The sequence below is a fragment of the Candidatus Eisenbacteria bacterium genome, assembly GCA_035577985.1.
Classification (GTDB): domain Bacteria; phylum Desulfobacterota; class Binatia; order DP-6; family DP-6; genus DATJZY01.
Map to the genome: position 1 here is coordinate 58724 of DATJZY010000147.1, position 26400 is coordinate 85123.

Here is a 26400-nt window from a genome sequence, read left to right on the forward strand (position 1 = left end):
GATGCCACACGCGCTCATCGTCGACGACGACGTCGATCACCTGCGCGGTCTGGCCGAGCTGGTCGAACGCGAGGGCTTCACGACCAGCACCGCCGAAACGCTGGCGACGGCGCGCGCCGCGCTCACGAGCCATCCACCGGACGTCATCCTGACCGACCTCGTGCTCCCCGACGGGCGCGGCCTCGACGTGCTGAAGGACGTCGAGCCCCCGTGCAGCGCCGAGATGGTGCTCATCACCGGTAACGCGACCATCGACTCGGCGATCGAGGCGCTCCGCATGGGCATCACCGACTACCTGACCAAGCCCATCGATCTCGCGCGCCTCAAGACCACGCTGGCGAACGTCGCGCGCACCCTGGAGTTCAAGGGTGAAATCGGCAGTCTGCGCAGCGAGCTGCGGAAGCTCGGACGCTTCGGGCGCCTGATCGGCGCATCCCCGCCCATGCAGAAGGTGTACGACCTCATCGCCAAGGTGTCGCCGACCGAGGCCTCGGTCTTCGTCGTCGGCGACAGCGGAACCGGCAAGGAGCTCGTCGCCGAGACCGTCCGCGACTTGAGCCGCCGTAAGCGCGGCCCCTTCCTGGCGATCAACTGCGGCGCCGTGTCCCCGAACCTGATCGAGAGCGAGCTGTTCGGGCACGAGCGCGGCAGCTTCACGGGCGCTGCGCAGCGCCATCGCGGTCACTTCGAGCGCGCGTCGGGCGGGACGCTCTTCCTCGACGAGGTGACCGAGATGCCGGTCGAGCTGCAGGTGAAGCTCCTGCGCGTGCTCGAGACCGGCACGGTGATGCGGATTGGTGGCGACGAACCCGTCGCGGTCGACGTCCGCATCATCGCGGCGACCAACCGCAACCCCGCGCAGGCCGTCACCGAGGGCAAGCTGCGCGAGGACCTGTACTATCGCCTGAACGTGTTCCCGATCGAGCTGCCGCCCCTGCGCGATCGGCCCGGCGACGTCGCGCGCCTCGCGACGAGCGTGCTCGAGTCGCTCAACGAGGCCGAGGGCATCCGCAAGCGCTTCACGCAGGCCGCCATGGATCGGCTGGAACGTCACGAATGGCCCGGCAACGTGCGCGAGCTGAAGAACGTCGTGCAGCGGGCGTTCATCCTGGCGAACCAGGACATCGACGTCGCGTGCTTCCCCGACGAGCTCGGGGCCGCGACGCTCGCGCTGGCGCCGGCGGCGCCGGAGGGCGGCCCCATGGCGGCGGTGAAGGTGGGCGTGTCGCTGGGCGAGGTCGAGCGACAGCTGATTCTCGCGACCCTCGAGCAGTACGCCGGCGACAAGAAGAAGACGGCGGAAACCCTCGGGATCAGCCTCAAGACCCTCTACAACCGGCTGAACCTCTACAAGCGCGACTGACTCCGGGCCGGAAAAGGGGGTTGCGGCCCGGATCGCTCCGGGCCGCAACGGGGGATGGGTGCGCGGCGTCGGGTGACGCCACGCTGTGGGCTCCCGTGCGTGTCGCTACGGGAGTGCCTTTCCGCCTGAGCTCAGCGCGCGGCTGAGCAGGCCGATGGCGAGCACGGCGACACCCAGCACGGCGAACAGCCAGCCGATGTCGGCCGACATACCCGCGATACCACCGAAGCCGAGCGCCGCGGCGATGAGTGCGATCACGAAGAACGTCACGGCCCAGCTCAACATGTCGGCACCTCCATTGCGGATTCCCAAGAGCAACGTGCGTGCCACGACCACGTCGACCGTGGGCGGGCTGCGACACCGCTCGCGCGTTGTAAGAGCTTCCGCTCGCGGTGTAAGCCGTGCTCGATCAACGCGCGCGCGGCCGGCTGCTCGTCACGTCGCGAAGAAGGCCGAGCAGCCGTGATGGATCGATCGGCTTCGAGATGACGGCGTCGGCGCCGAGCGCCCGGAGGTCGCCCGGGTCCTGCGCCCGCCGATCGCCCGATACGACGACGATCGACACGAGCGTCGGCGGGCGCACACGGCGAAGGCGCCGCAGGACGCCCACACCGTCGAGTCGCGGCATCGCGAGATCGAGCAGCATCACCTGCGGCTGGCCCGCCTCGAGCGCCGCCAATGCCTCGATCCCGTCGCGCGCTTCGGTCACGACCGCTCCCTCGCTGCGCAGGAGCTGGCGGAACGCGGCGCGGGTCGGATCGTGGTCGTCGGCGAGCAGGATGCGCACCCCGGCGAGCGCCGGCGCGTCGGCGTCGGGATGCCGCGGCTCGCCGAACGACGTGGACCTCGCCATCCTCGCCGGCAGGAGCACGACCATGCGGGTTCCTCGCCCGATCGCGCTCTCGACCTCGATTCGTCCCCCGAAGAGATCGACCAGGCGCTTGCAGACGACGAGGCCGAGGGCGCTCGTCCCGCGCCGTCCGTGCTCTGGAGACCCGAGCTGGACGGTCTCGTCGAAGAGGTACCGCACGGCTTCGGGGGCGAGGCCACCGCCGGTGTCCACGACCTCGATTTGCACGCCGCCGTCGTGGGAGGTGCGCGCCCCGACGCGCACCTCGCCGGCACCCGCGCGCGCCAGGCCGCTCTCGAGCATGTGGCGCACGATGCGTTCCAGCTTCGGGCGGTCGGCACCGAGCCAGATCGGCTCCGGCGCGGGCGCATGCCGGAGCCGCAGGTTGCGTGACGCCGCAAAGCCCGCGAGCCGGTCGCTCTCGCTCGCGAGCACGGCGTCGAGATCCACGTCGGTCTCCCGGAGATCCACGCCGCCGGCGTCCAGGCGCAGGAGGTCCATCGCGTCGCCCACCAGGTCCAGCAATAGCGCGACGCTCTGGTCGACCTGCGCCGCGAGCGCGGGCAGATGGCCGAGCCGGTCCGGATCGCGCGCACTGCGCCGGAGCAGCTCGACTTGCAGCCTGATCGCGTTGGCGGGCGTCCGCAGCTCGTGGGCCACCGCGGCGAGGAAGCGGGCGTCGCGCTGGGGTCCGGAAGTCGGCGGGGACGCGTCGCGCCGCCCGGTGGGCTCCCCCCGCTGCGCGCGAACGTCGCGCCGGCGTGCGACCCAGCCTTCGGCGACCGCGGCGGCGGCGAGCGCCCAGAGCACGATCTCTGCTGCGACGCGCCAGCCACCGCCCGTCCCGCCGGCGATCAGCACGATCGTCGCCGCCGCCAGGGCGATCGCCGCTGGCAGGCCCATGACGAGATCCCGGACCCCGCCGAGGCTGGGTCCGGGATCGTCTACGGCGTCGGAACTCTCGTCCCGACGTGGCTGCTCTGGCGTCGGCACCCACGGCCGGAGCGCGCTGCGTCCGCCTCACGCAGCCGGCGGCTGGTTGTGACGCTCGAAGAAGCGCTTCACTTCCTCCTGAGCCTGCTCCTTGGTGCGGCCGTAGCGCTCCTGCAGCTTTCCGGCGAGGATCTCGGCATTGCCCTGCACCTGATCGACGTCGTCGTTGGTCAGCTTTCCCCACTGCTTGCGGATGTGGCCCTTCAATTGGGTCCACTTGCCCTCGAGGGTGTCCTTGTTCATGCGACCTCCTTGCGAACGAGTCGCGCGCCGGCGTTGCCGGTGCGCCCCACGTGGATCCCGAGGTGCAGGACACATGCCAGGATCCGGGTCCGTCCCTCGTCGGCGACGCCCCGACGCAGGGTGTAAAATGTAGACTACCGAGCCGGATTCAGCGTTCCGGCGCGGCGCGCTCGGCGAGAAGGTGCTCCAGGACTTCGAGCGGAACCGGCTTCTCCAGGCGGCGATCGAAGTGGGCGGAGACCGCCTCGGCGTCGCGGTAGCCGGTCAGGGCGACGAGATACATCCCCCGTCCGATCTCCAGGTCGCGGATCTTCGCGGCGAGGGCGTCGCCGTCCATCACGGGGAGCCCGATGTCGACGAGGGCGACGTCGGGCCGCACCGCCTGGACCAGCTCCAGGCCCGACTCCCCGTCGTAGGCGACGTGGGCACGGTGGCCCCACATCTCGATCAGCTCGCCCAGGCCCTGCGCGGCCTCGACGTGATCCTCGACGACGACGACGGTGAGGCTCATGGGATTCCACCTCCGAGCAGGTAGCCGATCGTCACGACCAGGCGGCCGGGCTCGAACGGCTTGGCCAGGAAGACGTCGAAGCCGAGCCGCCGGCAGCGGTCGGACGTGGTGGCATCGGCAAAGCCGGTCATCGCGACGGTGCGGGGGGCGTGTCCGCCCCGGCTGCGGATCTCCTGGATGAGCTCGTAGCCGTCGTGGTGGGGCAGGCCGATGTCGCTGACCAGGACCTGCGGCCGTGCCCGCTCGAAGCACACGAGCGCCTCGGGAACCGAGGTGGCGAGCGTGACCTCGGCGCCGCTCTGCTCGAGGCGCAGCGCCACGGCCTCGCGCCAGTCGGCGTCGTCCTCGACGACCAGCACGCGCACGCCGCGGAGGTCGACCGCCCGCTCGTCGGGGAACGCGATCGCGGCCGGCAGGCTCGACGCCGGGGCGGAGGGGATGCGCACGACGAACGTGGCTCCGCGCCCGCGTCCTGGGCTTCGCGCCGCCACCGTCCCGCCGTGCTGGAGCACGATGTGCCGCACGATCGCCAGCCCCAGGCCGAGACCGCTGGCACGTCGCTGCGGGTCGGACCGCTGCGCGAAGCGTTCGAAGATGACCGAGGCCAGCTCGGGCGCGAACCCCTCCCCCGAGTCCGCGACCGTGAGGGTGGCGGCGTCGGCCTCCTGCTCGAGGCGAACCTCGATGCGTCCGCCCTCGGGCGTGAACTTGATGGCGTTGTCGACCAGGTTGCGCATGACCTGCGTCAGGCGCTGCGCGTCGCCGTTCACCACCAGCGGCGCCGCCGGCACGACGCGCGTGAGCGCGATGCGCTTCGCGGCGGCGGCCGGCTGCAGGGCGTCGAGACACGTGCGCAGCTCCTCGACGAGGTCGATCGGAGCCAGGCGCACCTCGAACTTGCCCGACACGATGCGTGACACGTCCAGCAGGTCGTTGATGAGGTTCGTCTGCGCGCGGATGTTGCGATCGAGCACCGCGAGGGCGCGCGTGCGCCGCGCGACGTCGTCGGGGCTCTGCTCGAGGACGCGCGTCCATGCGAGCATCGCCGACAGCGGCGAGCGGAGCTCGTGCGACAGCATGGCGAGGAACGCGTCCTTCGCCTCGTTGGCCCGCTCCGCCTGCTCGCGCGCCGCCTCGGCCCACATCGCCTGGCGCCGTGCCTCCTCCGCCCGATTGCGCTCGGTCACGTCCCGGAACACGAGCACGATGCCCATGAGCTCGCCGTCCCCGTCGCGAATGGGCGCGCCGCTGTCGTCGATCGGGATCTCGCGTCCGTCGCGCGCGAGCAGCAGCGTATGGTTCGCGAGCCCGACGATCGTGCCCTCGCGGATCACGCGGTCGACCGGGCTCTCGACCGTTTCCTTCGTGCGCTCGTTGACGATCCGGAACACGTCGGCGAGCGGCTTGCCGGTGGCCGCGGTGTCGGACCAGCCGGTCAGCCGTTGCGCGACCGTGTTCATGAAGACGATCCGGCCGCCACGATCCGTCGCGATCACGGCGTCGCCGATGCTCTGCAGCGTGACGTACAGCCGCGCCTCGCTCTCGCGCCGGCGCGCTTCGGCCGTGAGCGCCCGGACGAGGAGCCCCGTCAGCACGTATGCGGAGGCGGCGAACACGAGCAGCGCGAGACCGTTGCCCAGCACGATGAGCATCGTCGTCCGCTGGGTGTGCTGGGCGCGCGCGTCGAGCCGACGTTGCAGCAGGCCCCGCTCCTCGCTCGCGATCTCGTCGAGCAAGGCACGGATGCGATCCATCGCGTCCTTGCCGACGTCCGTGCGGACCATCTGCATCGCCGCGTCGGTGTCGCCTGCGGCCCGCAGCTCCACCGTCTTGCGGAGCTCGCTCAGCTTGGTCGTCGCGAGCGGCCCCAGAGCGTCGATGCGTCGCTGCTGCTCGGTGTCGTCGGCCGTCAGGCGACGCAGCTTCTCGATCTCGGTGTTCAACTGCCCGGCCGCACGGTCGTACGGGGCGCGATACTCGGCGTCGCCGGTGAGGATGTAGCCGCGCTGGCCCGTCTCGGCCTCGGTCAGCCGCTGGCGCACCACGTTCGCCTGGCGCAGCACGTCGAGCGAGCGCCGCGACGAGTCTCCGGCCTCGAGCCCGGTCGACAGCTCCCACAGCGAGGCGACCGCGACCAGCGTCAGGAGCAGCGCCGCGCCGCCCAGTCCCGCCAGCGCGCTCCTGCGCCAGAAGCGGTCCGGGATCGAAGCGCCTGCCGTGGGCACGGTGCGTCGACTAGCCCCGGTCTCGGAGACCGTCAATCCGAATTCACGCGCGGTTCGCACTTCCGTGCCGTCGAAAGGCTCACACCGGCCGGGCGGGACGCTCGGCATGCGGACTGTCGTCTACATTTTACACTCCGGGACGACGCGGCCCGCGCTGGTTCGGCCGCACCGGGCCGGCACGCGTCGTGCTCTTGTCGGCCCGCATGGTACTGGGGATCGCCCGCTCGGAGCCGCACGCCGCCGGTCTGGTGGCGGCTGCGGGTGACTGCGGGTTTTCGCGCGACGGCATCGCCGTCGTGTTTCCGGAGCAAGCCCGTGCCGGGCGGGCCGAGGGGGGTACGCTGCGGGCATGGCTGGCCGGCATCGGGCGGCTCGCGTCCGGCGCCGGCGCGGGCGGCATCGCCCGGCAGCTCGTCGGTCTCGGTGTCCGCCGGAGTCTCGCCAGCCGGTACGAGCGAAAGGTACGAGCCGGAGGCATCCTCCTCTCCATACGTACCGAGAGCGCGGACGAGGTCGCGCGCGCCGAGGAGCTCCTCGGCCGCGGCGGCGCCGAGGACGTCTTCTCGACCCACGAGCGCGGGCGGCGCTGATGCCGTCGCCGACCTGGCTCGCGGCGATGGGCGGCGCGGGCCCGCTCCAGCGCCTCTTCGCGATCGGCCTCGTCGTCGCGATGCTCTCGCGCGGACAGGCGTTTCTCGTGCCGGTCGCGGTCGCGGTATTCCTCGCCTTCGTCCTGATCCCGCCCGTGCGCGCCATCGAGCGCCTGCGGGTCCCGCGTGCGATCGCCATCGCGCTGGTGCTCGCCTGCTCGCTGACGCTCGTCGCGGGGCTCACGTACGTCTTGACGGCGCAGTTCCGGGAGCTGGCGGCGCACATGCCGGAGTACTCCGACTCCATCAAGGACAAGCTCGCGACGCTGCGCCTTAGCCGTCACGGTGCCATCGCGAGCATCCAGAAGACGGTCGAGCGGGCCACGCGGGAGCTCGACGAGCAGGACGGCACGGCGCGCACGCCGGGCGGCCGGTCGACCGTTCAATCGGTCGCGATCGTCCCCGCCCCGCCCACCGACGTCGAGCGGCTGCAGACGATCCTCGCGCCGGTCGCGGCGCCGCTCGTCGAGGCCGGATTCGTGATCGTCCTCGTCGCGTTCCTGCTCGCCCAGCGCGAGGACCTCCGCAACCGCGTCATCCGCCTCGTGGGCACGGGGCGCGTGACGCTCACGACCCGCACCCTGGACGAAGCGGGGCAGCGGATCAGCCGCTACCTCCTCACGCAGTCGGCGATCAACGCGGCCTTCGGTCTCGTGATCGCGTGCGGCCTCTACGGGATCGGCGTACCGTATGCCGTCCTGTGGGGTGTCGTCGCCGCCCTCCTGCGTTTCGCGCCGTACGTCGGAGCGCTGCTCGCGATGGCGATGCCGATCGCGATCGCCGCCGTGCTGTTCGACGGCTGGGGACATGTCCTCGCGACCGCCGGCCTCTTCGTCGCGATGGACGCGCTCACCGCGAACGTCGTCGAGCCGGTGCTGGTCGGGACCCACACCGGCGTCTCGTCGCTGGCGCTGCTCGTCGCGGCGTTCTTCTGGGCGTTGCTGTGGGGACCGATCGGGCTCCTCCTCTCGACACCGATCACGCTCTGCCTCGCCGTGGTCGGCAAGCACGTCACGCAGCTCGAGTTCCTGTCGGTCGTGCTCGGCGACGACGCCGTGCTCGAGCCCGAGGTCACGGTCTACCAGCGCCTGCTCGCGGGCGACGAGGACGAGGCGAACGACATCGTGGAGCAGGCGGCGGCCGAGTCGACGCTCGCGGAGGTCTTCGGGACGGTGCTCCTGCCCGCGATCGTGCGCTCGGCGGACGACCGCGCCGCCGACCGGATCACCGACGCCGACCACGAAAGCGTCCTGCGGGCCACGGCGCGGATGATCGACCGGCTCGCGGAGCGGGACGCCGGCGAGATCGCCGCGCCCGCGTACGCGCGGACGATCGTCGCGGTTCCGGCGCGCGACCAGACCGACGAGGTCGCGGCCGAGATGCTCGCGCGCCTGCTCGACGGCCACCGCCTGCAGCAGCTCTCGACGTCGAGCCTCGTCTCGGAGGTGGTGTCGGCGGCGAGCGCGCCCGATGTCGTCGCCGTCTGCGTCGTCGCGCTGCCGCCCGGCGGCCTCGCCCACGCGCGCCACCTCTGCAAGCGGATACGGGCGATGCGACCGGCGCTTCCGATCGTCGTCGTTCGTCCCGGGCACGCCCAGGCGATCGAGGGCGCCGACGCGACGATGGAGCTCGTGGACGCACGGCGCCATCTCGACGACCTGGGGAACGCGCCCATGCCGGTCGCCTCGGCGTCTTGACGAAGCGACGGGCCGCGCCGTAAGCGGGCGCATCTTGGTCGCTCCGCTCGTCCAGCTTTGACCGTCTCCGAGCCCCGTTGGCCGCTGGTGGCGCTGGTGTCGCTCGGCGTGTGGCTGCACGCGGCCGATGCGCTCGTGACGACGACCGTCATGCCGAGCGCGGTGGCGGAGATCGGCGGCCTCCCGTTCGTCTATTGGACGATCGCGCTCTACGAGCTCGGCTCGATCGTGGCCGGCGCCGCGACCGGCCTCGCGACCGCGCGCGTGGGCCTGCGGAGCGCCATGTCGGCGGCGGCGCTCGTGTACGTCGCCGGCTGCGTGGCGAGCGGGCTCGCGCCGAGCATGCCGGTGATGCTCGCCGGCCGGCTCGTGCAGGGGCTCGGTGGCGGCGCGATGCTCGCGCTCTCGTACGTCGGCGTGACGCTGCTGTTTTCGGAGCACCTGTGGCCACGGGTGCTCGCCATCGTGTCGGGCGTGTGGGGGGTCTCCGCGCTGATCGGCCCGCTCGTCGGCGGCGCCCTCGCCTCGATCGGGCTCTGGCGCGGCGCCTTCTGGGCGTTTGCCGTGCAAGGCGTGCTGCTGGTCGCGCTCACGCCCATGCTCGTCGGGCGCGGCACGGCAGCGGGGGGCGGCGGGAGCACCCTTCCCGGCCGGCAGATCGCGGCGCTCAGCGCCGGCGTTCTCGCCATCTCGGCGGCCGGCGTGCAAGCCGACGTCGGTGCCATGATGGCGCTCGCAGCGGTCGGCCTGGTGGCGCTGTGGCTCGTCCTTCGCCTCGAGCGCGACGCGAGCGAGCGGTTGTTTCCGCCCACACCGCTCAGCTTCGCGGTGACGTGGGGGCCCGGGTACGTGATGGTGGCGTCGCTCGCGACCGCCACGGTGTCGTTCACCGTCTACGCGCCCATCCTCATGACGAAGCTCTTCGGCGTCGCGGCGATCACGTGCGGCTTCATCGTGGCGATCGAGTCCGTCGCCTGGACGCTCGCCGCCATCGCCGTCGCGCGCGCGCCCGAGCGCCGCGAGCCGGCGCTCATTCGGGGCGGCGCCCTCCTCGTGACGGCCGGGATCGTCGGGCTCGCCATGACCATGCCGCGGGGACCGGTGTGGGCGCTCGTCCCGTGGGCGGCGCTGCAGGGGGCCGGCTTCGGCATCTGCTGGGCGTTCCTGCTGCGGCGGATCGTCGCCGCCGTACCCGAGGGCGAGCGGGATCGCGCTTCGGCGGCGATGCCGACGCTGCAGATGATCGGCTACGCGGTCGGCGCGGCGGCGAGCGGCATGGTCGCGAACGCGCTCGGCTTCGCCGAAGGCGCGCCGCTGGACGTCGTGCGCACCGTCGCGTTCTGGGTGTTCGCCGCCTTCGTGCCGCTGGCGCTGCTCGGCGTCGTCGGCGCCTGGCGCGTCAGCGCCGATCCTTCTTCGGAACCAGCCGACTCCCCGACTGCTCCCGCATGACCTCGGCCGCCTCCTTCGCCTGCGAGAGATCGGCCTGGCCGATCGCCTGACGGAATCGCTCGGCCATCGCGCGGAGCATCGGTCCATCCGGCGCGCCGCTCTCGCTCGCCAGCTCCGCGAGGCGCTGCATCGCCTGCACGATGCGAGCGATGGCCGTCGTGTGATCGCGTCGCTCGCGCGCGGCGAGCCCCTCGGCGATGAGCGTCTCGATGTATCCGACGTCCGCGCCGCCCTTCGGCCCGAGCGCGAGCTTCAATTCGCCCACGCGCGCGAAGAAGGCGTCGAGGGCCTCGGGAAAGTCGATCAGGTGCGAGTGGTCGGGCATCGGAGCCGTCTCCCTCGACCGTACTTGCCTCGCCCGTCCGTCGCAAGGTTTAAGGCCGCATGCTGTACGTCATCATCGGACACGACGCGCCCGACGGTGCCGCGAAGCGTCCCGCGGTGCGGCCGGCGCACCTGGCGCACCTGCGGCCGCTGGCGGAGGCCGGCCGCGTGAAGATCTCCGGCCCCTTCCTCGACAAGACCGGCAGCCTGATCGTCCTCGAAGCCGAATCGGCCGCCGAGGTCTGGGCGATCGTCGCGCGGGATCCATACGTCACCGAAGGGGTGTTCGGACACGTCGAGGTGAAGCCCTTCGCGCAGGTCTTTCCCGAGCCCTGAGGCACGGCTACAAGGCTCGCCATGTCGCTCTCGCCCGACGTCCGCCGCGTGCTGCAGGAGCGCCGCGCACGCATCGGCGCGGCGATGGGCGACGGCGTCATGCTGCTCGGGGCCGGCTCCGAGCGCCTGCGCTCGGGCGATGTCCACTATCCGTTTCGCCAGGACAGCGACTTCGACTACGTGACCGGGCTCGGCGAGCCCGATTGCGTTGCCGTGCTCGCGCCGGGCCACGCGGAGCCGTACGCCCTCTTCGTCCCGCCGCGCGATCCCGAGCGCGCCATCTGGGTGGGGCCGCGCGCCGGCGTCGAGGGCGCGGTCGCCGACTACGACGCCGCCGTCGCCTTTCCCGAGGGCGACTTCGAGAAGGAGATTCCGCGCTGGCTCGCCAAGAGCGAGCGCGTGTGGCTCGACCTCTCGCGCCAGGACGCGCTCGCACAACGACTGCTGGCCGCGGTCCGCCGTGCGCAGGCCGACCGGCCCCGCAGCGGCACCGGACCCACGGCGCTCCTCGACGCGCACGAGATCCTGCACGAGGAGCGCCTCTTCAAGACGCCGGACGAGCTCGCGCGCCTGCGCGACGCGATCGGCATCGCCTGCGAGGCGCACCGCGAAGCCATGCGGACGGCGCGGCCCGGCATGCTCGAGTACGAGATCGAAGCGCTGCTCGACTACACGTTCCGCCGCCGGGGCGCGACCGGGTGGGCGTATCCGTCGATCGTCGCCGGCGGCGCGAACGCGACCGTGCTCCACTACACGGCGAACAACTGCCCCCTCGGCGCGGACGATCTCCTGCTGATCGACGCCGGCGCGGAGCGCGCCGGCTACTGCGCCGACGTGACGCGCACGTGGCCGATCGGCAAACGGTTCACGCCCGCGCAGCGCGACTGCTATCAGGCCGTGCTCGCGGCGCAGCTCGCAGCGATCGGCGCGGTGAAGCCGGGCGTCACGCTCGAGGCCATCCACACGACCGCGCTCCGCGTCCTCTGCGAGGCGCTCGTCACCATGGGGCTCCTCGAAGGCACGGTCGACGAGATCGTGGAGAAGGAGGCGTACAAGCGCTTCTACATGCACCGTACGAGCCACTGGCTCGGGCGCGACGTGCACGACGTCGGCCGCTACAAGATCGGGGAGGCGCCGCGCCCGCTCGCGCCGCGGATGGTCTTCACCGTCGAGCCGGGGCTCTACATCGCGGCCGACGCCGAGAACGTGCCGGACGAGTTCCGCGGCATCGGCATCCGCATCGAGGACGACGTGCACGTGACGGAGAGCGGGGGCGAGGTGCTCTCCGCCGCCGCCCCCAAGCAGATCGAGGAGCTCGAAGGCCTGCGCGAGCACGCCTACTGATCCAGCGAAGGAGATCCCATGCTCGACCTCAAGACCACCGATCATCTGCTCACCACGACGCGCTCGGTCCGCAAGCGCCTCGACTTCAAGCGCCCGGTGCCGGCCGAGCTGATCCGGCAGTGCCTGGACATCGCCTATCAGGCCCCGACCGGCTCGAACGCGCAGGGCTGGCACTTCGTGGTCGTGACCGACGCCGGCAAGCGGCGCGCGCTCGCCGACCTCTACCGCAAGGCGTTCGAGTTCTACGCCAACAATCCGGCCATGCGTGCCACCTACGAGGAGAGCGACCTGCGCACGAAGCAGATGCCGCGCGTGATCGACTCGGCGAGCTATCTGGCCGAGCACATGCACGAGGCGCCGGTCCACGTGATCCCGTGCATCGAGGGCCGCATCGAGCAGGCCGGCGTGGTGGCGCAGGCGTCGGTCTACGGCTCGATCCTGCCCGCGGCCTGGTCGTTCATGCTGGCGGCGCGGGCGCGCGGCCTCGGCACCGCGTGGACGACCCTGCACCTCTTCCACGAGCAGGAGGCGGCGAAGATCCTCGGCATTCCCGACCACGTGACGCAGACCGCGCTCTTCCCGGTCGCCTACTTCACCGGCACCGACTTCAAGCCCGCCAAGCGCCTCGCGACCGACCGCTCGACGCACTGGGACACCTGGGGCCGCCACCGCGCCTGACCCTGCGTCGTGTCCGTCGGCTTCGAGCTTCCGCCCGCGCATCCGCACGTCGCGGTGGTGACGATCGACCGTCCCGCCCAGGCGAACAGCCTCGACCCACCGACCATCCGCGGACTCGCCGACGCCTGGCGGCGCGTCCAGGGCGACGCCGACATCCGCGCCGTCGTCCTCACCGGAGCGGGCGAGCGCGTCTTCTGCGCCGGCATGGACATGAAGACGACCATCCCGGCCTCGCAGCGCCTGGCGCGGGGCGAGCGGGTCGACGACGAGACGTTCGCCGCCCTGCGCGACGTCGGGGTCGCGATCCTGGCGGGCTTCGACGTCGGCAAGCCGATCGTCTGCGCCGTGAACGGCCACTGCCGCGCCGTCGGCTTCGACCTGATGCTCGCGACCGACGTTCGCTTCACCGTGCCCGACGCCACCTTCGCCCTCGAGGAGGTCGCGCGCGGTCTCTACCCCACGGGCAACGCGACGGTGCTCCTGCCGCGGCAGATCCCGTGGGTGCATGCGCAGGCACTCTTGCTGACCGGACGTCCGATCTCGGCCGAGCAGGCGCGCGAGATCGGCCTCGTGAACGCCGTCGCGTTGCCCGAGGACCTCCTCGCCGTGGCGCTCGAGACCGCCGATGCGATCGCCGGCAACGCTCCGCTCGCCGTGCAGGCGACGCGACGGGGCGTGCGCGAGCTCCGCGACCTCGCGCTGGCGGATGCGTACCGCCGGCAGGAGGAGATCGGCCGTCCCCTGCGGGCCACCGAGGACGCCCGCGAGGGTCAGCGCGCGTTCGTCGAAAAGCGACGCCCGGTCTGGCGCGGCCGGTGACGCGCATCCCCTGGCTTCGTCGGCCGCCGGCGGTCGACGAGCGCCTCATGGCGTTGCTCGGCCTCGTATCGCTGGCGCTCTTCTTCGAGTCGTACGACCTCTCGATGGCGACCTCGGCCCTCAAGTACATCGCCGAGGATCTCCACATCTCGGAGCACGAGCTCGGCGGCACCCTCGGTCTCATCCGCCTCGGAGCCATTCCGGCCTTCGTGCTGGCGCCACTCGCCGACCGGCTCGGGCGCCGCCACGTGTTCCTCGCCTGCGTGATCGCTTCGAGCCTACTCACGTTCGCGACCGCGTTCGTCCGCACGACCGCGGAGTTCGTCGCCGTCCAGATGGCGACCCGCACCGCGCTCGTCACGGGCTCGGTGGTCGCGATCGTGATCGTCACCGAGGAGTTCCCCGCGGCTTTCCGCGGTTGGGCGATGGGACTGCTCGGCGCGCTCTCGGCGTGCGGGCACGGGCTCGGCGCCATCCTGTTCGCGATGATCGATCGCCTGCCGTACGGGTGGCGCTTCCTGTACGCGGTCGGCATCCTCCCGGTGCTGTTCTGGACCTGGTTCCGCGGCGGCATCCCCGAGACGAAGCGCTTCCGTGACCACGCGGCGCACCGCACGACGCGCGGGCGCCTGCACGACTGGATCGGCCCCCTGGTCGCGCTCGCGCGGACGCATCCCGGTCGCGCCGCGGCGATGGCGGGGGTGGCGCTCCTGTTCGGCCTCGGCGAGGTGGCGGTGTTCCAGTTCAGCAGCTACTTCGCGCTGACCGCGCACGGCTGGACGCCGGCGCAGTACTCGACGATGGTCCTCGTCGGTGGCGGCCTCGGCATCATCGGCAACCTCGTCGCGGGCAATCTCGCCGATCGTGTCGGCCGTCGCCGGGTGGGCGCGGGCTTCCTCGCGGTCTTCCCGATCTTCGCGGTCCTCTTCTACAACGGGCCCGCGTGGGCCCTGCCGCTCGGCTTCGCCGGGTTCGTCTTCTGCGATACGGCGGGCGGCGTGATCGTGCGTGCGCTCTCGACCGAGCTGTTCCCGACTTCGCACCGCGGCACGTCGGCTGGATGGGTGACCGTCGTGCTGACGCTCGGCTGGGCCGGCGGGCTCGCCCTGGTCGGGTTCGGAACGAGCGGACCCGGCGACATCGCGCGCATGGCGAGCCGCCTCTCGATCGCCTGCTTCGGGGCTGCGCTCCTGCTCTTCACGCTGCCGGAGACGCATCGCCGCGAGCTCGAATCCATCTCGCCGGAGGACGCGCACTAGTGCGCCTGCCGCGACCCGCCACGCACGTCATCTTCGACATGGACGGCGTGCTCCTCGACACGGAGCGCCTCTACACGGAGGCCACGCAGCAGATCGTCGCCCGCTTCGGCAAGACGTTCGACTGGTCGGTCAAGGGAAACATGATCGGGCGGCCGGCGCTCGACTCCGCGCGCTATCTGGTCGAGGCGCTCGCCCTCCCGATGACCCCCGAGGCGTACCTCGAGGAGCGCGCCGTCCTGTTCGAGACGCTCATGCCCACCGCAGAGCCGATGCCGGGTGCACGCGAGCTGACCCGTGCGCTCGCCGCCCGCAGCGTCCCGCTCGCGCTCGCCACCAGCTCGACCCGTGCCATGCTCGACCTGAAGACGATTCGCCACCGCGACTGGTTCCGCTGTTTCTCGGTCGTCGTGGTGGGGGACGACCCCCGCATCGGGCGCGGAAAGCCCGCGCCCGACATCTTCCTGGTCGCGGCCGAGGCGCTCGGGGCGTCGCCCCGCGCGTGCGTCGTCATCGAAGATGCGCCGGCCGGTGTCGAGGCCGCGCGTGCCGCGGGAATGCACGTGGTGGCCGTTCCCGATCCGGGCATGGATCGACGCCGCTACGCCCATGCCGACCTCGTGGTGTCGAGTCTCGCCGAACTTCACGTTGACGATCTGGTTGCGTGATCGCCTCGACGGGCTGGAACGGGGCGTGAATTTCGGGTTAAACCGCGGCAGGAGGTCGCCAAGGGAATGATGCCACAGAGAAAGGTGCGCTCGTCGCCCGGACGGGGGACGACGGGCAAGCAGACGTGGCGACAGTGGATCACGGAATTCGGAGCACACGTCCGACGCGTGCGCGAGTTCCTTGGCCTGTCGCAGGAGCAGGTGGCGCGTGCGGCTGGAGTGAGCCAGGGTGCCGTGAGTCGGTTCGAGGGCGGACGGGGCCTCTCGACACCATTCGTCGGCATCATGAAGATCAACCTGGCGCTGGCCCACGCCCTCAAGCAGATCGAGCCGGGGATGCTCACCGACGACGTGCGACGCTTCATGAAGCACCTGGAGGTGTTGCGGCTCCCGGACGATCCGGGGACGCCCGTGCATCCGGTCGGGCCGAACTTCAAGAGGACCCAGCTCTCGCCCAACCCGGAGCTCGTGCGGGTGATCAAGCTCTACTATGGGCTTCCGGAATCCAAGCGGGAGGCGTTTCTCGTCGTGATGGAGGCCACCATCTCGGCGATCCGGAACGCCTGAGCGTGCCCGCGCCGGAAGGCGTCGAGCTCGGTTTCCCCGAGGACGGCGGATGTTTCGGCTGCTCGCCGACGAATCCGGCCGGAATGCAATTGCGGTTTCGCCGCGACGGGAGTCGTGTGCACGCCGCGTACCGCATTCCGGACCGGTTTCACGGTGCGCCGGGCATCGCCCACGGCGGGATCGTCGCGACGATCCTCGACGAGGTGTCCTGCGCCGCGGCCGTCTTCGTCATCGACCGGCGGGTGGTGACGGGGGAGCTCGTCGTGCGCTACCACAGACCCGTGCCGGTCGAGGTCCCGCTCGAGATCGACGCCGAGATCGTCGGCGACGCGCATCCGCGCTACGTCGAGATCGAGGCCCGCGTGCGCGAAGGCGGCGAGCTGCTGGCGCGCTCGCGGGGGAAGTTCTTCTATCAGGAGCGGCAGGTCGCGCCGTAGGACACGATGGCGGGTCCGCTCCAGGGTATTCGCGTCGTCGAGCTGGGCGTGTGGGTCGCCGGCCCCTCCGCGAGCGGCGTCCTCGCCGACTGGGGGGCGACGGTGGTGAAGATCGAGCCGCCGACGGGCGATCCCTTCCGCGGTCTCTATCTCACGGCCGCCGGCGTCGAGCTGCCGGCGAATCCGCCCTTCGAGCTCGACAACCGGGGCAAGCGCTCGGTGGTCCTGGATCTCCGCGTCGCCGAAGCGCGGGAGATCGCCTACCGGCTGCTGAGCGACGCCGACGTCTTCGTCACCAACGTCCGCCCGGCGGCGCTCGCGCGCCTCGGGCTCGACTACGAGACGCTCGCGGCGCGCAACCCGCGCCTCGTCTACGGGCGCGTCACGGGTTACGGCGAGAGCGGGCCCGACGCTGATCGTCCGTCCTACGACATCGGGGCGTTCTGGTCGCGTGCCGGCATCGCCGCGGCCTTGACGCCTGCCGGCGCGGAGCCGCCCTTCCAGCGCGGCGCGATGGGCGATCACACCGCCGGCATCTCGCTCGCGGGCGGCATCAGCGCCGCCCTTCTGGCGCGCGAGCGCACCGGTCGCGGGCAGCTCGTCACCACCTCGCTCCTGCGCATCGGCCTCTTCGTGCTCGGCTGGGACACGAACGCCGCGCTCCGGCTCGGCATCAACGCGACGCCACTGCGCCGCCACGAGATGCCGAACCCGGTCATCTGCCCGTTCAAGGCGGCCGACGACCGGTGGTTCTGGCTCCTCGGGCTTCAGGGCCAGCGGCACTGGCCCGACCTCGTGCGCGCCGTCGACCGTCCCGAGTGGCTCACCGACGCGCGCTTCGCGACCATGTCGGCGCGCCGCGATCATGCCCGAGAGCTGGTCGCGCTGCTCGATGCGATCTTCGCCACCGCCCCGCTCGCCGAGTGGGGACGCCGTCTCGACGCGGCCGGCATGTGGTGGGCACCCGTGCAGACCACGACCGAGGCGCTCGACGATCCGCAGGTTCGTGCCTCCGGCGCCTTCGTCGACGTACCGCAGGGCGACGGCACGAGCGCGCCCGGCGTCGCCACGCCCGTCGACTTCGGCGACACGCGCTGGGCGCCGGGCGGACCGTCGCCCGAGTGCGGCCAGCACACCGAGGAGGTCCTGCTCGAGCTCGGCTTCGACTGGGAAGCGATCGCCGCCCTGAAGGACAAGGGCGCGATTCCGTGAGCGGGAGGGTCCTCCTCACCGGCGGCACGGGCATCGTGGGAGGTGCGGTGGCAGCCGAGCTCGTCCGCCGCGGGCGCGCGGTGCGGGCGCTGGTGCGATCGCTCGAACGCGGGCGAGTCCTGTTGCCCACCGGATGTGAGCTGGTCGAGGGCGACGTCACCGACGCGGCGTCGGTCCGGCGCGCCGTCGACGGCTGCACGGTCGTCTATCACACCGCCGGCCTCCCCGAGCAGTGGCTCGCCGATCCGTCGACGTTCGCGCGCGTCAACGTGGGTGGCACGCGCCTCGTCGCCGAGGCGGCGCTCGCCGCCCGGGTCACGAAGTTCGTCTACACGAGCACCATCGACGTGTTCGCGTGCGTGCCCGGCGTCCCCTTCGACGAGGGCACGATCGCGACCATGCCGAAGGCGACGGCCTACCAGCGCTCGAAGCAGGACGCCGATCGCCTGGTCGTCGAGCTCGCGTCGCGCGGGCTCCCCGCCGTGTTCCTGCACCCGTCCGGGGTCTACGGCCCCGTGCCCGCCGCATCACCGGGGCTGAACGCGTTCATCGCCGACCTCGTGCGGGGAAAGATCCCGATGCTGCTGCCGGGCGGCCTGCCGCTCGTCTATGCGCCCGACGTCGGCACCGGCCACGTGCTCGCCGAGGAGCGGGCGCCGGGGAGTCGCTACATCCTCTCGGAGTCGTACTGGGAGCTGGTCGCCATCGCGCGCGCCGTCGCCGAGGTCGCGCCCGCCGCGAAGGTCCCGCGCGTCCTGCCGAGCGCCGTCGCGCACGCGGTGTCGGCGGCGGGCGAGCTCGTCGCCCGCGCGACGCGGAAGCCGCCGCTCATCCCGCGCGGGCAGCTGACGTTCCTGGAATCGGGAACACGGCCCGACGCGGCGCGCGCCCGCCGTGAGCTCGGCTGGGCGCCGACGCCGTTTCGCGACGCGCTGCCGGCGACGCTCGCCTTCGTGACCCGCGATTGACAGCGCGAGCGGCGCTCTGGGATGCCTTCGTCGATGCGTCGCCTCGTCCGGACGACCGCGCTGCTCGTGCTCCTCGGGGCCAGCGGCGTCTGGGCCACGACCTGGGTCGTCGCGGCGGCGGGTGGCGACTTCACCACCATCCAGGCGGCGCTCGACGTCGCGACGGCGGGCGACACGGTGCAGGTCCGCGAGAAGGCCACGCCGTACTTCGAGAAGCTCGTGCTGCCGGCGAGCGGCAACGCGACGCTCGGCCACGTGGCCCTCACGGCGTTCCCCGGCGAGCACCCGATCCTCGACGGCACCGGGGTCGCCGGCGACGACATGATCCTCGTCGAGGACAAGAGCTGGGTGCGGATCGCCGGTTTCGAGATCCGCAACAACACCGGCCTGCACGACGGCTCGGGCATCCGCGTCGTCGGCGCCGGCTCCCACGTCGAGCTGCGGCAGAACGACATCCACGACATGCGCGGCTCGAACGCCATGGGCATCACCGTCTATGGCACCGCGACGACGTCCATCTCGGACCTCGTAATCGACGGCAACACGATCCACGACTGCGAGCCGGCGCCGAGCGAGGCCCTCACGCTGAATGGCAACGTCGAGCGCTTCGAGGTGACGAACAACGTCGTCCGCGACGTCGACAACATCGGCATCGACTTCATCGGCGGCGAGACCGACATCCAGCCCGACCGCACGAAGGTCGCGCGCAACGGCGCATGCCGCGGCAACCGCGTCGAGCGTGCGCGCTCGAGCTACGGTGGAGGCTATGCCGGCGGCATCTACGTCGACGGCGGGCGCGACATCGTGATCGAGCGCAACGTCGTGACCGAGAGCGACATCGGCCTCGAGGTGGGCGCGGAGCATGCCGGCATCGAGGCGACCGGCGTCGTCGTGCGTGACAACGTGCTGTTCGCCAACGACAAGGCGGGGCTCGCCTTCGGCGGCTTCGCGGGCTCGGTCGGGCGCGTGCGCGACTGCCGCTTCACGAACAACACCGTCGTCGGCAACGACACCCTCGGCACCGGCTTCGCCCAGCTCTGGATCCAGTTCGCCGAGGACAACGTGGTCGCGAACAACGTCTTCGCGAGCGCGGCGGCGAGCCGCCTCGTCGACTCGGACGCCGGCAACACTGGCAATCAGCTCGACTACAACCTCTGGTGGGCACCGGGCTCGGTCGCCACCTTCGTGTGGAACGGCACCGAGTACGCGACCTTCGCCGCCTATCGCGCCGGCACCGGGGCCGACGCGCACTCGCAGCTCGCCGATCCGCTGCTCGCGAACCCGGCCGCGGGCGACGTGCACCTCGGTGCGACCTCGCCCGCGATCAACGCGGGCGACCCCGCCTTCGTCGCCGCCGCCGGCGAGACCGACCTGGACGGCGCGCCGCGCGTCTCGGGCCCGCGCGTCGACGTCGGCGCCGACGAGGTCACGTGCGGCGACGGTGTGCCGAATCCCGGCGAGGAGTGCGACGACGGCAACGCCGTCGACGGCGATGGGTGCGACACGAACTGCACCACCACGCGCTGTGGGAACGGGATCGTCACCGCGGGCGAGGCGTGCGACGACGGCAACCTCGCGGCGGGCGACTGCTGCGATCCGGGCTGTGCCGTCGAGCCGGCCGGCTCGGCGTGCGCCGACGGCGATCCGTGCACCGTCGGCGATGGGTGCGACGGCGCGGGCGCGTGCGTGGGAACCGTGGGGCCCGCGACGGGCTGCCACGACCCGTCCTCGGCGAGCGTCATCGTGAAGCGGGTCGCCGGCGATCCGACCAGGAGCCGGCTCGTGTGGAAGTGGACCCACGGCGACACCGCGCTCGCCGAGCTCGGCGATCCGGCCGGCGGCGGCACGACGTACGCGCTGTGCATCTACGACACCACCGGCGGCACGCCGGGGCTCGTCGTGCGGGCGACGGTACCGGCGGGCGGCACGTGTCACGGCAAGGCCTGCTGGAAGGCGCTCGCGAACCTCGGCTTCAAGTACGCCGATCGCGACCTCACCCCCGACGGCGTGCTCGCGATCACGCTGCGAAGCGGCACCGCGGGCCGCGCCAACATCCGGCTGAAGGGCAAGGGCGATCGCCTGCAGACGCCCTCGATGCCGCTCGCGCAGGACCCGCGGGTGACGGTACAGCTGAAAGCGTCGAGCGGCGCCTGCTGGCAGAGCACGCACCAGGCGCCCGCCCTGCGCAACGACGGCTCGCAGTTCCGCGACGAGTAGGGAGGCCGAAGCCTCGCCTCCGACCTCGCGCACCTACTCGACGAACGCGACGGCCCCCGTCTTCACGTCGTAGATCCCCCCCGCGAGCCCGACCTCGCCCGCGTCGATCATGGCGCGCAGGATCGGGCTGCGGTGGCGAATCGCCTGCATCGTGAGCGTCACGTTCTCGCGCGTGACCGCCTCGACGAACGCCTTGTTCTTCGAGTCGCGCGGGCCCGGCACGCCGCGGACCGCGGCGACCGCAGGACGGATCTGCGCGAGGGTCGTGGTCAGGTTCCCCATCTTCACGTCGTCACAGGCGCCCTTGATCGCCCCGCACTCGGTGTGTCCCAGCACGAGGATCAGCTTCGAGCCCGCGACCTTCGAGGCGAACTCGAGGCTGCCGAGCAGGTCGGGATCGACGAAGTTGCCGGCGATGCGCGCGCTGAAGATGTCGCCGATGCCCTGGTCGAACACCAGCTCGGGCGGCACGCGCGAGTCGATGCACCCGAGGACGCTGGCGAACGGGTACTGACCTCCGCTCGTCTCCGCGACTTGTGCACGAAGATCGCGATGCAGCGCGGTGCCGGCGACGAAGCGGGCGTTGCCGTCCCGGAGGCGCTGGAGCGCTTCGGCGGGCGTGATCGCGGCCTGCGCGTCCTTCGTCAGGGCCGGAACGGTCGGAGCCGGAGCCGGCGTCGCGGGCTTGTGCGAGGCGCAGCCCGCCTGAAGGAGGCCGGCGACGAGGAGCGCTGCGGTGGTGGGTCGGCGGATGCGCATGTCGTCCCTCTCTCGCCTAGCGGCGGATGGAGATGAGCTCGATGATGTAGCCGTCGGGATCCTTCACCCACATCTGGCCGCTGGCCTCGCCGAACTCGAGCACCTCGAGCTCGTGCGCGCGCAGCGCCGCCAGGGCCTTGCCGTAGTCGTCGATCCCGAAGGCGGCGTGGCTCGCCGCGGGATTGAGCGCGGGCGGCGGCGCACCGGCGTCGAACCCGTCGGGCACTTGGATGAGATGCACCTGCGCGTCGCCGGCCGTGAGCCAGGCGCCCGGGATGCCGAGTTCGGGCCGCGGCGCCAGCTCGAGCCCGAGGACGTCGTGGTAGAAGCGCAGCGAGCGCGCGAGGTCGCGCACCGCGAACGAGACGTGGTCGACGCGCCGGGCGATCATGCTGCGGGCTGTAATACACGGTGCGCGCTGGCTCAATGCCCCGGCTCGACCCACCGGATCGCGGGTGGTACACGGCTCGCGGATGCTGCTCGGCGTCTTCTCGCTCGCCTTCTGGGCGTTCATCGTCGTGAGCTCGATCGTCCTCTTCCCCATCGCCCTCCTCGTGTGGCTCGCGACCGCGCCGTTCGACCGCCAGCTCCGCATCCAGCACCTGTTCACGTGCTTCTGGGCGTCGCTCTACTCGTGGACGAACCCGCTCTGGCGCGTCCGGGTCGAGGGACGCGAGCGCATCCGACCCGGTGCGACGTACGTCATGGTGGCGAACCACCAGTCGTTCCTCGACATCCTGGTGCTCTTCCGCCTCTTCAGGCACTTCAAGTGGGTGTCGAAGGCCGAGATGTTCCGCATCCCGTGCATCGGCTGGAACATGGCTCTCAACCACTACGTGAAGCTGCGCCGCGGCAGCCCCGAGAGCATCGCGAGCATGATGCGCGCCTGTGAGGCGCACCTGGCCGAGGGCAGCTCGCTCATGATCTTCCCGGAAGGCACGCGCTCCGAGGACGGGCGCCTGCGCAGCTTCAAGCACGGCGCCTTCACGCTCGCGCAGCGTGCGGGCGTCCCGCTGCTCCCGATCGTGATCGAAGGCACGGCCGACGCCCTCCCGAAGCACGGCTTCGTCCTGCGCGGGCACCACGCCATCAGGATCCGCGTCCTCGACGAGATCCCCTACGGCGAATTCGCCGACCTCCCCACCGACCTCGTGGCCAGCACCACGCGCGACCTCTTCGCCAAGGAGCTCGGCCAGGATTCCCCCGTTCCAGACGCCGCGGCCGCCAGCGGCTCGCGCTAGCGTCGAGCGCGCGCGCGTCGTCGCGCCGGGAGGTCGTGGGCACGGCGGAGGCGCCTGCGAAGCGGCGCGACGCAATGGCGGGCCATGACGCATCATGTGTTTTGTCGCGCGGCGGAGCCGAAGCCGAAGCCGTGCCCACGACCTCCCGGCGCGACAGCACCGCGAGCGCGCCCTGGACGCCCAGCGCTCCGCACGCTAGACGGGCGGGCTTGCCGCCGTCACCCGACACGCTAGCCGTAGACGTTCGCGATCTCGCCAAACGGTTCGCGCACACGACCGCGCTCGAGAGCGCCACGTTCCACGTGCGCGCGGGCGAGGTGCTGGGGCTGCTCGGCCCGAACGGCGCCGGCAAGACGACGACGCTCCACATCCTGCTCGGGATCGTACGCCCCAGCGCGGGCAGCGTGCGCATCTTCGGCCGCGATCCACACGACGGCACGAAGCAGGCGCTGCGCCGCGTGGGGTTCGCGTCGCCCGAGGCGCTCATGGACTGGCGCCTCACCGTGGCCGAGAACCTCCGCGTCTACGCGGCGCTCTACGGCGTGTCGCGCACGGCCATCGAGCGGACGGTGGGTGCGCTCGAGCTCGGCGAGCTCCTCTGCAAGCGCTTCGGCGACCTGTCGCTCGGACAGCAGACGCGTGCCGGCGTCGCGCGGGCGCTCCTGCACGAGCCCGACCTGCTCGTGCTCGACGAGCCGACCTCGAGCCTCGACCCCGACGTCGCCGAGAAGACGCGCCGCGTGCTGCAGGAGATCCGGCGCACGCGCGGCCTCTCGATGCTCTACACCTCGCACAACATGGCCGAGGTCGAGCTCATGTGCGACCGCGTGGCGTTCCTGCATCGCGGTCGCGTCGTGGCCGACGGCACACCCCTCGAGGTGTCGCGCCAGGTCCTGGGCACCGCCTCGCTCGACGCGGCGGCCATGGAGGAGGTGTTCCTGAAGCTCGCCCGGGAGGGGCTCGGATGACCGGCCATCTGCGCCGCGTCGGCGCGCTCACGCTACGCTACCTGCTCCTCGTCGGCCGCGATCCGTCGCGGGTGCTCGACGTGGTGTACTGGCCGCTCGTCGACGTCGCGGTGTGGGCGTTCCTCACGCTCTACGTGATCAACGCCGGCGCGCACGTACCGAACGCGATCGCGGTGTTCGTCGGCGCCGCGATCCTGTGGAACGTCTTCCTGCGCGCCGCGCAGGACGTGTCGGTGTCGTTCCTGGACGACGTCTGGGCGCGCTCGGTGGTGACGCTCTTCGCCTCGCCGCTCACCGTCGGCGAGTTCGGGGCCGCGACCATGGCGGTCGGCGCCGTGAAGGCGCTGCTCACCCTCGGCGCCATGACGCTCGTCGCGTGGCCGCTCTACGCCTTCGACCTCTTCTCGCTCGGCCCGAGCCTCGTGCCTTTCGCCGCCAACCTCGTGTGCTTCGGCTGGACGCTCGGGCTCGTCGCGCTCTCCGTCATCGTGCGCTTCGGCGGCCGCTGGATGATCGTCGCCTACAGCATGCCGTTCCTGGTGATGCCGCTCTCGGCGGTGTTCTGGCCCGTCGCCGTCCTCCCGCCCCCCTTCCAGCAGATCGCCGGCGCGCTGCCGCTGAGCCACGTCTTCGAAGGCATGCGCGCAGTCATCGCGACCGGAGTGCTTCCACCGGCCCAGCTCGCCGTCGCGACGGCCGAGAACGTCGTCTACCTGGCGCTCGCCGCCGCGCTCGTCACGCGCAACTTCCGCCGCGCCCTCGAGCGCGGCTCCCTCCCGAAGCTGCGGTGACTCAGGCTGCGCCCAGGCGCTGCTTCGCGCGGCCGACGGGGATCGTGACCGTGAACATCGACCCCTTGCCGGGCGCGCTCTCGACGTCGATCGAGCCGCCGAGCAGCGTCACCAGCCGTTTCACGATGTGGAGCCCGAGCCCGACACCGCCGTACCGCCGTGTGCTCGACCCGTCGACCTGACGGAACATCTCGAAGATGAGTGGCAGGTGCTCGGGGGCGATGCCGATCCCGCTGTCGAGCACCTGGAGCACGAGCAGATCGTCGCGGCCGCGCGCCGTCACCTCGACCGCGCCCGCGGTCGTGAACTTGAGCGCGTTGCCGACCAGGTTCTTGATGACGGTCTTCACCTTCCCGCCGTCGGTCGTCACGACCTCGTCCCGCAGGTCGTTCGACCACCCGAAGCGCACGCCCTCCGGCACGAGCGGCTCCACCTCGCGCGAGATCTCGCCGAACATCTGGTCCAGGCTGAGGGGTCCCAGCATCACGGTGTCGCGGCCGGCCTCGATCCGCCCCATGTCGAGCGTCGCGGTGATGAGGTCCATCAGCTCGACCGACGCGCGCTGGATGCGCTCGAGGGTCTCCTGCCAGGCGGCCGTCCCGGGGATGTACACGCCCTCGGCGAGCATCTCGCTGTAGCCCATGATCACGTTGAGCGGCGTCCGCAGCTCGTGCGACATGGTGGCGACGAAGTCCGACTTGAGACGGCTCGCCGCCTGGAGATCGACGATGAGGCGCGTGTTCTCGAGCGCGACGCTGGCGGCCTGCGCGATGCCGAGCGTGAGACGCCGCTGCTTCGCCGAGAACGCGCCCGTGCGCGTGTGGTAGCCGTTCACGAGCACGCCCACGATCCGGTCGCCGCAACCGATCGGCGCATACAGCGCCGACGCGACCCCGGTCCGTCGCAGAAGGTTCGGCGGGACGAGCGCCTGGCGCTCGGGATCCTGGATCTCGACGAGCGTGCCCGCGCGAAAGCTCTGGAGCAGCGGCAGGCTGTCGGGCGCAAACTCGATCTGGTCGAGCGTCTGCCGGACCGCGTCCGGCGATCCGACGTTGGCCGCCAGCCGGTACACGCCGCGCCCGTCGTCGAACAGGAACGTGCTGCTCCAGTCGCATCCGACCGTCTCCACGGCGAGGCGGTTCACGTAGACGAGGAGATCCTCGTTCCCGAGGTGGGTCGAGATCGTTTCGTTGACCTTCAGGAGCGTCGCGGAGATCTCGGCTTCCTCGGCGTGCAGGCTCGCGCGGCGGAAGGCTTCGTGGCGGTAGCGGTCCAGGAGGAACGCGCCCACCGTCGAGGTGACCGACGCGACACCGACGCCGATCCCGCACAGCACCCAGGCGTCGCTCGGCGCCGCGAGGATGGGCGCGAGGATGCCGACGGCCAGGAGCGAGAGGATCGAGGCCAGGGCCTGCACGCGCGGTCCCCACGGCAGGAGCACGGCGAGGCCGTTCAGCAACGCGGTGAGCGTCATCGCGAGCCGCATCGGATCGGCGGCGACGACGACGTGATAGATCGTGATGAGCGCGCTGATCGTCGCCGCCCCGACGGCCGCAACGACGCCGGGCCGCTCCGCGAGCCACGGCAGTCGCGTCGCCAGCAGCGTGAGGATCATGGCGAGGGACTCGACGGCCCATGCGCCGAGCACCGCGCCCCGCCGCTCGGGGAACACGATGCATTCGAAAGCGACGCCGGTTCCCATGAGGAGCACGAAGAGCGGCGTCACGATGCCGAGGCGCTGGCGCACGAGGCGCGCCGTCTCGGCAGCGTAGGCCTGCTCGAGCTGTTGCTCGATCCCGCTCATGCGACGCCGGCGTCGCGCGGCACCAGG

27 protein-coding genes are annotated in these 26400 nt (G+C 71.6%); 18 read left to right on the forward strand and 9 right to left on the reverse strand.

Annotation, left to right across the window (positions count from 1 at the left end; genetic code table 11):
- Position 1: 1 nt before the first annotated feature.
- Positions 2-1363 (forward strand): sigma-54 dependent transcriptional regulator, encoded by a 1362-nt coding sequence (locus VMS22_21380; protein ID HXJ36597.1) that lies wholly within the window; start codon positions 2-4, stop codon positions 1361-1363.
- Positions 1364-1468: 105 nt separating this feature from the next.
- Here the strand turns inward: VMS22_21380 and VMS22_21385 are convergent, their stop codons facing one another.
- From VMS22_21385 to VMS22_21405, 5 genes are all read right to left on the reverse strand, one after another.
- Positions 1469-1648 (reverse strand): DUF1328 domain-containing protein, encoded by a 180-nt coding sequence (locus VMS22_21385; protein ID HXJ36598.1) that lies wholly within the window; start codon positions 1646-1648, stop codon positions 1469-1471.
- Positions 1649-1772: 124 nt separating this feature from the next.
- On the reverse strand, positions 1773-3116 hold the full coding sequence (locus VMS22_21390) for a hybrid sensor histidine kinase/response regulator (protein ID HXJ36599.1): 1344 nt from the start codon (positions 3114-3116) through the stop codon (positions 1773-1775).
- A gap of 117 nt (positions 3117-3233) precedes the next feature.
- The gene (locus tag VMS22_21395) at positions 3234-3449 is read right to left on the reverse strand and encodes a CsbD family protein (protein HXJ36600.1); all 216 of its coding nucleotides are present in this window, start codon (positions 3447-3449) and stop codon (positions 3234-3236) included.
- A 148-nt stretch (positions 3450-3597) separates the two neighbouring features.
- Positions 3598-3960 (reverse strand): response regulator, encoded by a 363-nt coding sequence (locus VMS22_21400; protein ID HXJ36601.1) that lies wholly within the window; start codon positions 3958-3960, stop codon positions 3598-3600.
- Positions 3957-6185, reverse strand: coding sequence for a CHASE3 domain-containing protein (locus tag VMS22_21405; protein HXJ36602.1), 2229 nt, complete (start codon positions 6183-6185; stop codon positions 3957-3959). Before VMS22_21405 ends, VMS22_21400 begins: the two co-directional genes overlap by 4 nt.
- Before the next feature lie 203 nt (positions 6186-6388).
- Here VMS22_21405 and VMS22_21410 point away from each other — a divergent pair, with 203 nt between their 5' ends.
- From VMS22_21410 to VMS22_21420, 3 genes are all read left to right on the forward strand, one after another.
- Complete coding sequence (locus VMS22_21410) at positions 6389-6775, forward strand: hypothetical protein (GenBank protein ID HXJ36603.1); 387 nt, start codon at positions 6389-6391, stop codon at positions 6773-6775.
- Positions 6775-8532 carry an AI-2E family transporter gene (locus VMS22_21415; protein HXJ36604.1) on the forward strand — a complete coding sequence of 586 codons (1758 nt, stop codon included), beginning with the start codon at positions 6775-6777 and terminating at the stop codon, positions 8530-8532. Before VMS22_21410 ends, VMS22_21415 begins: the two co-directional genes overlap by 1 nt.
- Before the next feature lie 96 nt (positions 8533-8628).
- The gene (locus VMS22_21420) at positions 8629-9984 is read left to right on the forward strand and encodes an MFS transporter (GenBank protein HXJ36605.1); all 1356 of its coding nucleotides are present in this window, start codon (positions 8629-8631) and stop codon (positions 9982-9984) included.
- Here the strand turns inward: VMS22_21420 and VMS22_21425 are convergent.
- Positions 9932-10309 (reverse strand): hypothetical protein, encoded by a 378-nt coding sequence (locus tag VMS22_21425; protein ID HXJ36606.1) that lies wholly within the window; start codon positions 10307-10309, stop codon positions 9932-9934. The genes VMS22_21420 and VMS22_21425 overlap by 53 nt on opposite strands.
- A 59-nt stretch (positions 10310-10368) precedes the next feature.
- On the opposite strand from VMS22_21425, the gene VMS22_21430 reads away from it, so the two are divergent.
- The 11 genes from VMS22_21430 (at position 10369) to VMS22_21480 (ending at position 20810) form a co-directional block, all read left to right on the forward strand.
- A complete protein-coding gene (locus tag VMS22_21430) occupies positions 10369-10644 on the forward strand; it encodes a YciI family protein (protein ID HXJ36607.1) in 276 nt (91 codons plus the stop codon).
- 21 nt (positions 10645-10665) lie between these two features.
- On the forward strand, positions 10666-11988 hold the full coding sequence (locus VMS22_21435; GenBank protein ID HXJ36608.1) for an aminopeptidase P family protein: 1323 nt from the start codon (positions 10666-10668) through the stop codon (positions 11986-11988).
- 18 nt (positions 11989-12006) lie between these two features.
- Positions 12007-12666, forward strand: coding sequence for a nitroreductase family protein (locus VMS22_21440; GenBank protein ID HXJ36609.1), 660 nt, complete (start codon positions 12007-12009; stop codon positions 12664-12666).
- Positions 12667-12675: 9 nt separating this feature from the next.
- A complete protein-coding gene (locus tag VMS22_21445) occupies positions 12676-13485 on the forward strand; it encodes an enoyl-CoA hydratase-related protein (protein ID HXJ36610.1) in 810 nt (269 codons plus the stop codon).
- A complete protein-coding gene (locus VMS22_21450) occupies positions 13482-14744 on the forward strand; it encodes an MFS transporter (GenBank protein ID HXJ36611.1) in 1263 nt (420 codons plus the stop codon). Before VMS22_21445 ends, VMS22_21450 begins: the two co-directional genes overlap by 4 nt.
- A complete protein-coding gene (locus VMS22_21455; GenBank protein ID HXJ36612.1) occupies positions 14744-15409 on the forward strand; it encodes an HAD-IA family hydrolase in 666 nt (221 codons plus the stop codon). The genes VMS22_21450 and VMS22_21455 overlap by 1 nt, the downstream gene beginning before the upstream one ends.
- 69 nt (positions 15410-15478) lie before the next feature.
- Positions 15479-15976, forward strand: a complete 498-nt coding sequence (locus VMS22_21460; GenBank protein ID HXJ36613.1) for a helix-turn-helix domain-containing protein — start codon at positions 15479-15481, stop codon at positions 15974-15976.
- Positions 15977-15978: 2 nt separating this feature from the next.
- Positions 15979-16413, forward strand: coding sequence for a PaaI family thioesterase (locus tag VMS22_21465; protein HXJ36614.1), 435 nt, complete (start codon positions 15979-15981; stop codon positions 16411-16413).
- Positions 16414-16419: 6 nt separating this feature from the next.
- Positions 16420-17625, forward strand: a complete 1206-nt coding sequence (locus VMS22_21470) for a CoA transferase (protein ID HXJ36615.1) — start codon at positions 16420-16422, stop codon at positions 17623-17625.
- Complete coding sequence (locus tag VMS22_21475) at positions 17622-18593, forward strand: NAD-dependent epimerase/dehydratase family protein (GenBank protein HXJ36616.1); 972 nt, start codon at positions 17622-17624, stop codon at positions 18591-18593. Before VMS22_21470 ends, VMS22_21475 begins: the two co-directional genes overlap by 4 nt.
- Before the next feature lie 33 nt (positions 18594-18626).
- Positions 18627-20810, forward strand: coding sequence for a right-handed parallel beta-helix repeat-containing protein (locus VMS22_21480; protein ID HXJ36617.1), 2184 nt, complete (start codon positions 18627-18629; stop codon positions 20808-20810).
- Between the two features lie 33 nt (positions 20811-20843).
- Here the strand turns inward: VMS22_21480 and VMS22_21485 are convergent, their stop codons facing one another.
- Positions 20844-21569, reverse strand: a complete 726-nt coding sequence (locus VMS22_21485; protein ID HXJ36618.1) for a carbonic anhydrase family protein — start codon at positions 21567-21569, stop codon at positions 20844-20846.
- Positions 21570-21585: 16 nt separating this feature from the next.
- Complete coding sequence (locus VMS22_21490; protein HXJ36619.1) at positions 21586-21960, reverse strand: VOC family protein; 375 nt, start codon at positions 21958-21960, stop codon at positions 21586-21588.
- An 82-nt stretch (positions 21961-22042) separates the two neighbouring features.
- Here VMS22_21490 and VMS22_21495 point away from each other — a divergent pair, with 82 nt between their 5' ends.
- The 3 genes from VMS22_21495 to VMS22_21505 all read left to right on the forward strand — a co-directional run bounded on the left by VMS22_21495 (position 22043) and on the right by VMS22_21505 (position 24569).
- On the forward strand, positions 22043-22810 hold the full coding sequence (locus VMS22_21495) for a lysophospholipid acyltransferase family protein (protein ID HXJ36620.1): 768 nt from the start codon (positions 22043-22045) through the stop codon (positions 22808-22810).
- Between the two features lie 209 nt (positions 22811-23019).
- Positions 23020-23778 (forward strand): ABC transporter ATP-binding protein, encoded by a 759-nt coding sequence (locus VMS22_21500; protein HXJ36621.1) that lies wholly within the window; start codon positions 23020-23022, stop codon positions 23776-23778.
- Positions 23775-24569: an ABC transporter permease gene (locus VMS22_21505; GenBank protein HXJ36622.1), complete on the forward strand. Its 795-nt coding sequence runs from the start codon at positions 23775-23777 to the stop codon at positions 24567-24569. Before VMS22_21500 ends, VMS22_21505 begins: the two co-directional genes overlap by 4 nt.
- A 1-nt stretch (position 24570) precedes the next feature.
- On the opposite strand, the gene VMS22_21510 is transcribed toward VMS22_21505, so the two are convergent.
- Positions 24571-26373 carry a GAF domain-containing sensor histidine kinase gene (locus VMS22_21510; GenBank protein ID HXJ36623.1) on the reverse strand — a complete coding sequence of 601 codons (1803 nt, stop codon included), beginning with the start codon at positions 26371-26373 and terminating at the stop codon, positions 24571-24573.
- Between the last annotated feature and the right edge of the window lie 27 nt (positions 26374-26400).

Bases quoted from the DNA above. Each gene is read 5' to 3' on its own strand.
- VMS22_21380 (HXJ36597.1), top strand. From the start codon at position 2: ATGCCACACGCGCTCATCGTCGACGACGACGTCGATCACCTGCGCGGT.
- VMS22_21435 (HXJ36608.1), top strand. From the start codon at position 10,666: ATGTCGCTCTCGCCCGACGTCCGCCGCGTGCTGCAGGAGCGCCGCGCA.
- VMS22_21470 (HXJ36615.1), top strand. From the start codon at position 16,420: ATGGCGGGTCCGCTCCAGGGTATTCGCGTCGTCGAGCTGGGCGTGTGG.
- VMS22_21490 (HXJ36619.1), bottom strand. From the start codon at position 21,960: ATGATCGCCCGGCGCGTCGACCACGTCTCGTTCGCGGTGCGCGACCTC.
- VMS22_21400 (HXJ36601.1), bottom strand. From the start codon at position 3,960: ATGAGCCTCACCGTCGTCGTCGTCGAGGATCACGTCGAGGCCGCGCAG.
- VMS22_21510 (HXJ36623.1), bottom strand. From the start codon at position 26,373: ATGAGCGGGATCGAGCAACAGCTCGAGCAGGCCTACGCTGCCGAGACG.
- VMS22_21430 (HXJ36607.1), top strand. From the start codon at position 10,369: ATGCTGTACGTCATCATCGGACACGACGCGCCCGACGGTGCCGCGAAG.
- VMS22_21390 (HXJ36599.1), bottom strand. From the start codon at position 3,116: ATGGGCCTGCCAGCGGCGATCGCCCTGGCGGCGGCGACGATCGTGCTG.
- VMS22_21480 (HXJ36617.1), top strand. From the start codon at position 18,627: ATGCGTCGCCTCGTCCGGACGACCGCGCTGCTCGTGCTCCTCGGGGCC.
- VMS22_21385 (HXJ36598.1), bottom strand. From the start codon at position 1,648: ATGTTGAGCTGGGCCGTGACGTTCTTCGTGATCGCACTCATCGCCGCG.
- VMS22_21505 (HXJ36622.1), top strand. From the start codon at position 23,775: ATGACCGGCCATCTGCGCCGCGTCGGCGCGCTCACGCTACGCTACCTG.
- VMS22_21395 (HXJ36600.1), bottom strand. From the start codon at position 3,449: ATGAACAAGGACACCCTCGAGGGCAAGTGGACCCAATTGAAGGGCCAC.
- VMS22_21495 (HXJ36620.1), top strand. From the start codon at position 22,043: ATGCTGCTCGGCGTCTTCTCGCTCGCCTTCTGGGCGTTCATCGTCGTG.
- VMS22_21440 (HXJ36609.1), top strand. From the start codon at position 12,007: ATGCTCGACCTCAAGACCACCGATCATCTGCTCACCACGACGCGCTCG.
- VMS22_21425 (HXJ36606.1), bottom strand. From the start codon at position 10,309: ATGCCCGACCACTCGCACCTGATCGACTTTCCCGAGGCCCTCGACGCC.
- VMS22_21415 (HXJ36604.1), top strand. From the start codon at position 6,775: ATGCCGTCGCCGACCTGGCTCGCGGCGATGGGCGGCGCGGGCCCGCTC.
- VMS22_21460 (HXJ36613.1), top strand. From the start codon at position 15,479: ATGCCACAGAGAAAGGTGCGCTCGTCGCCCGGACGGGGGACGACGGGC.
- VMS22_21485 (HXJ36618.1), bottom strand. From the start codon at position 21,569: ATGCGCATCCGCCGACCCACCACCGCAGCGCTCCTCGTCGCCGGCCTC.
- VMS22_21410 (HXJ36603.1), top strand. From the start codon at position 6,389: ATGGTACTGGGGATCGCCCGCTCGGAGCCGCACGCCGCCGGTCTGGTG.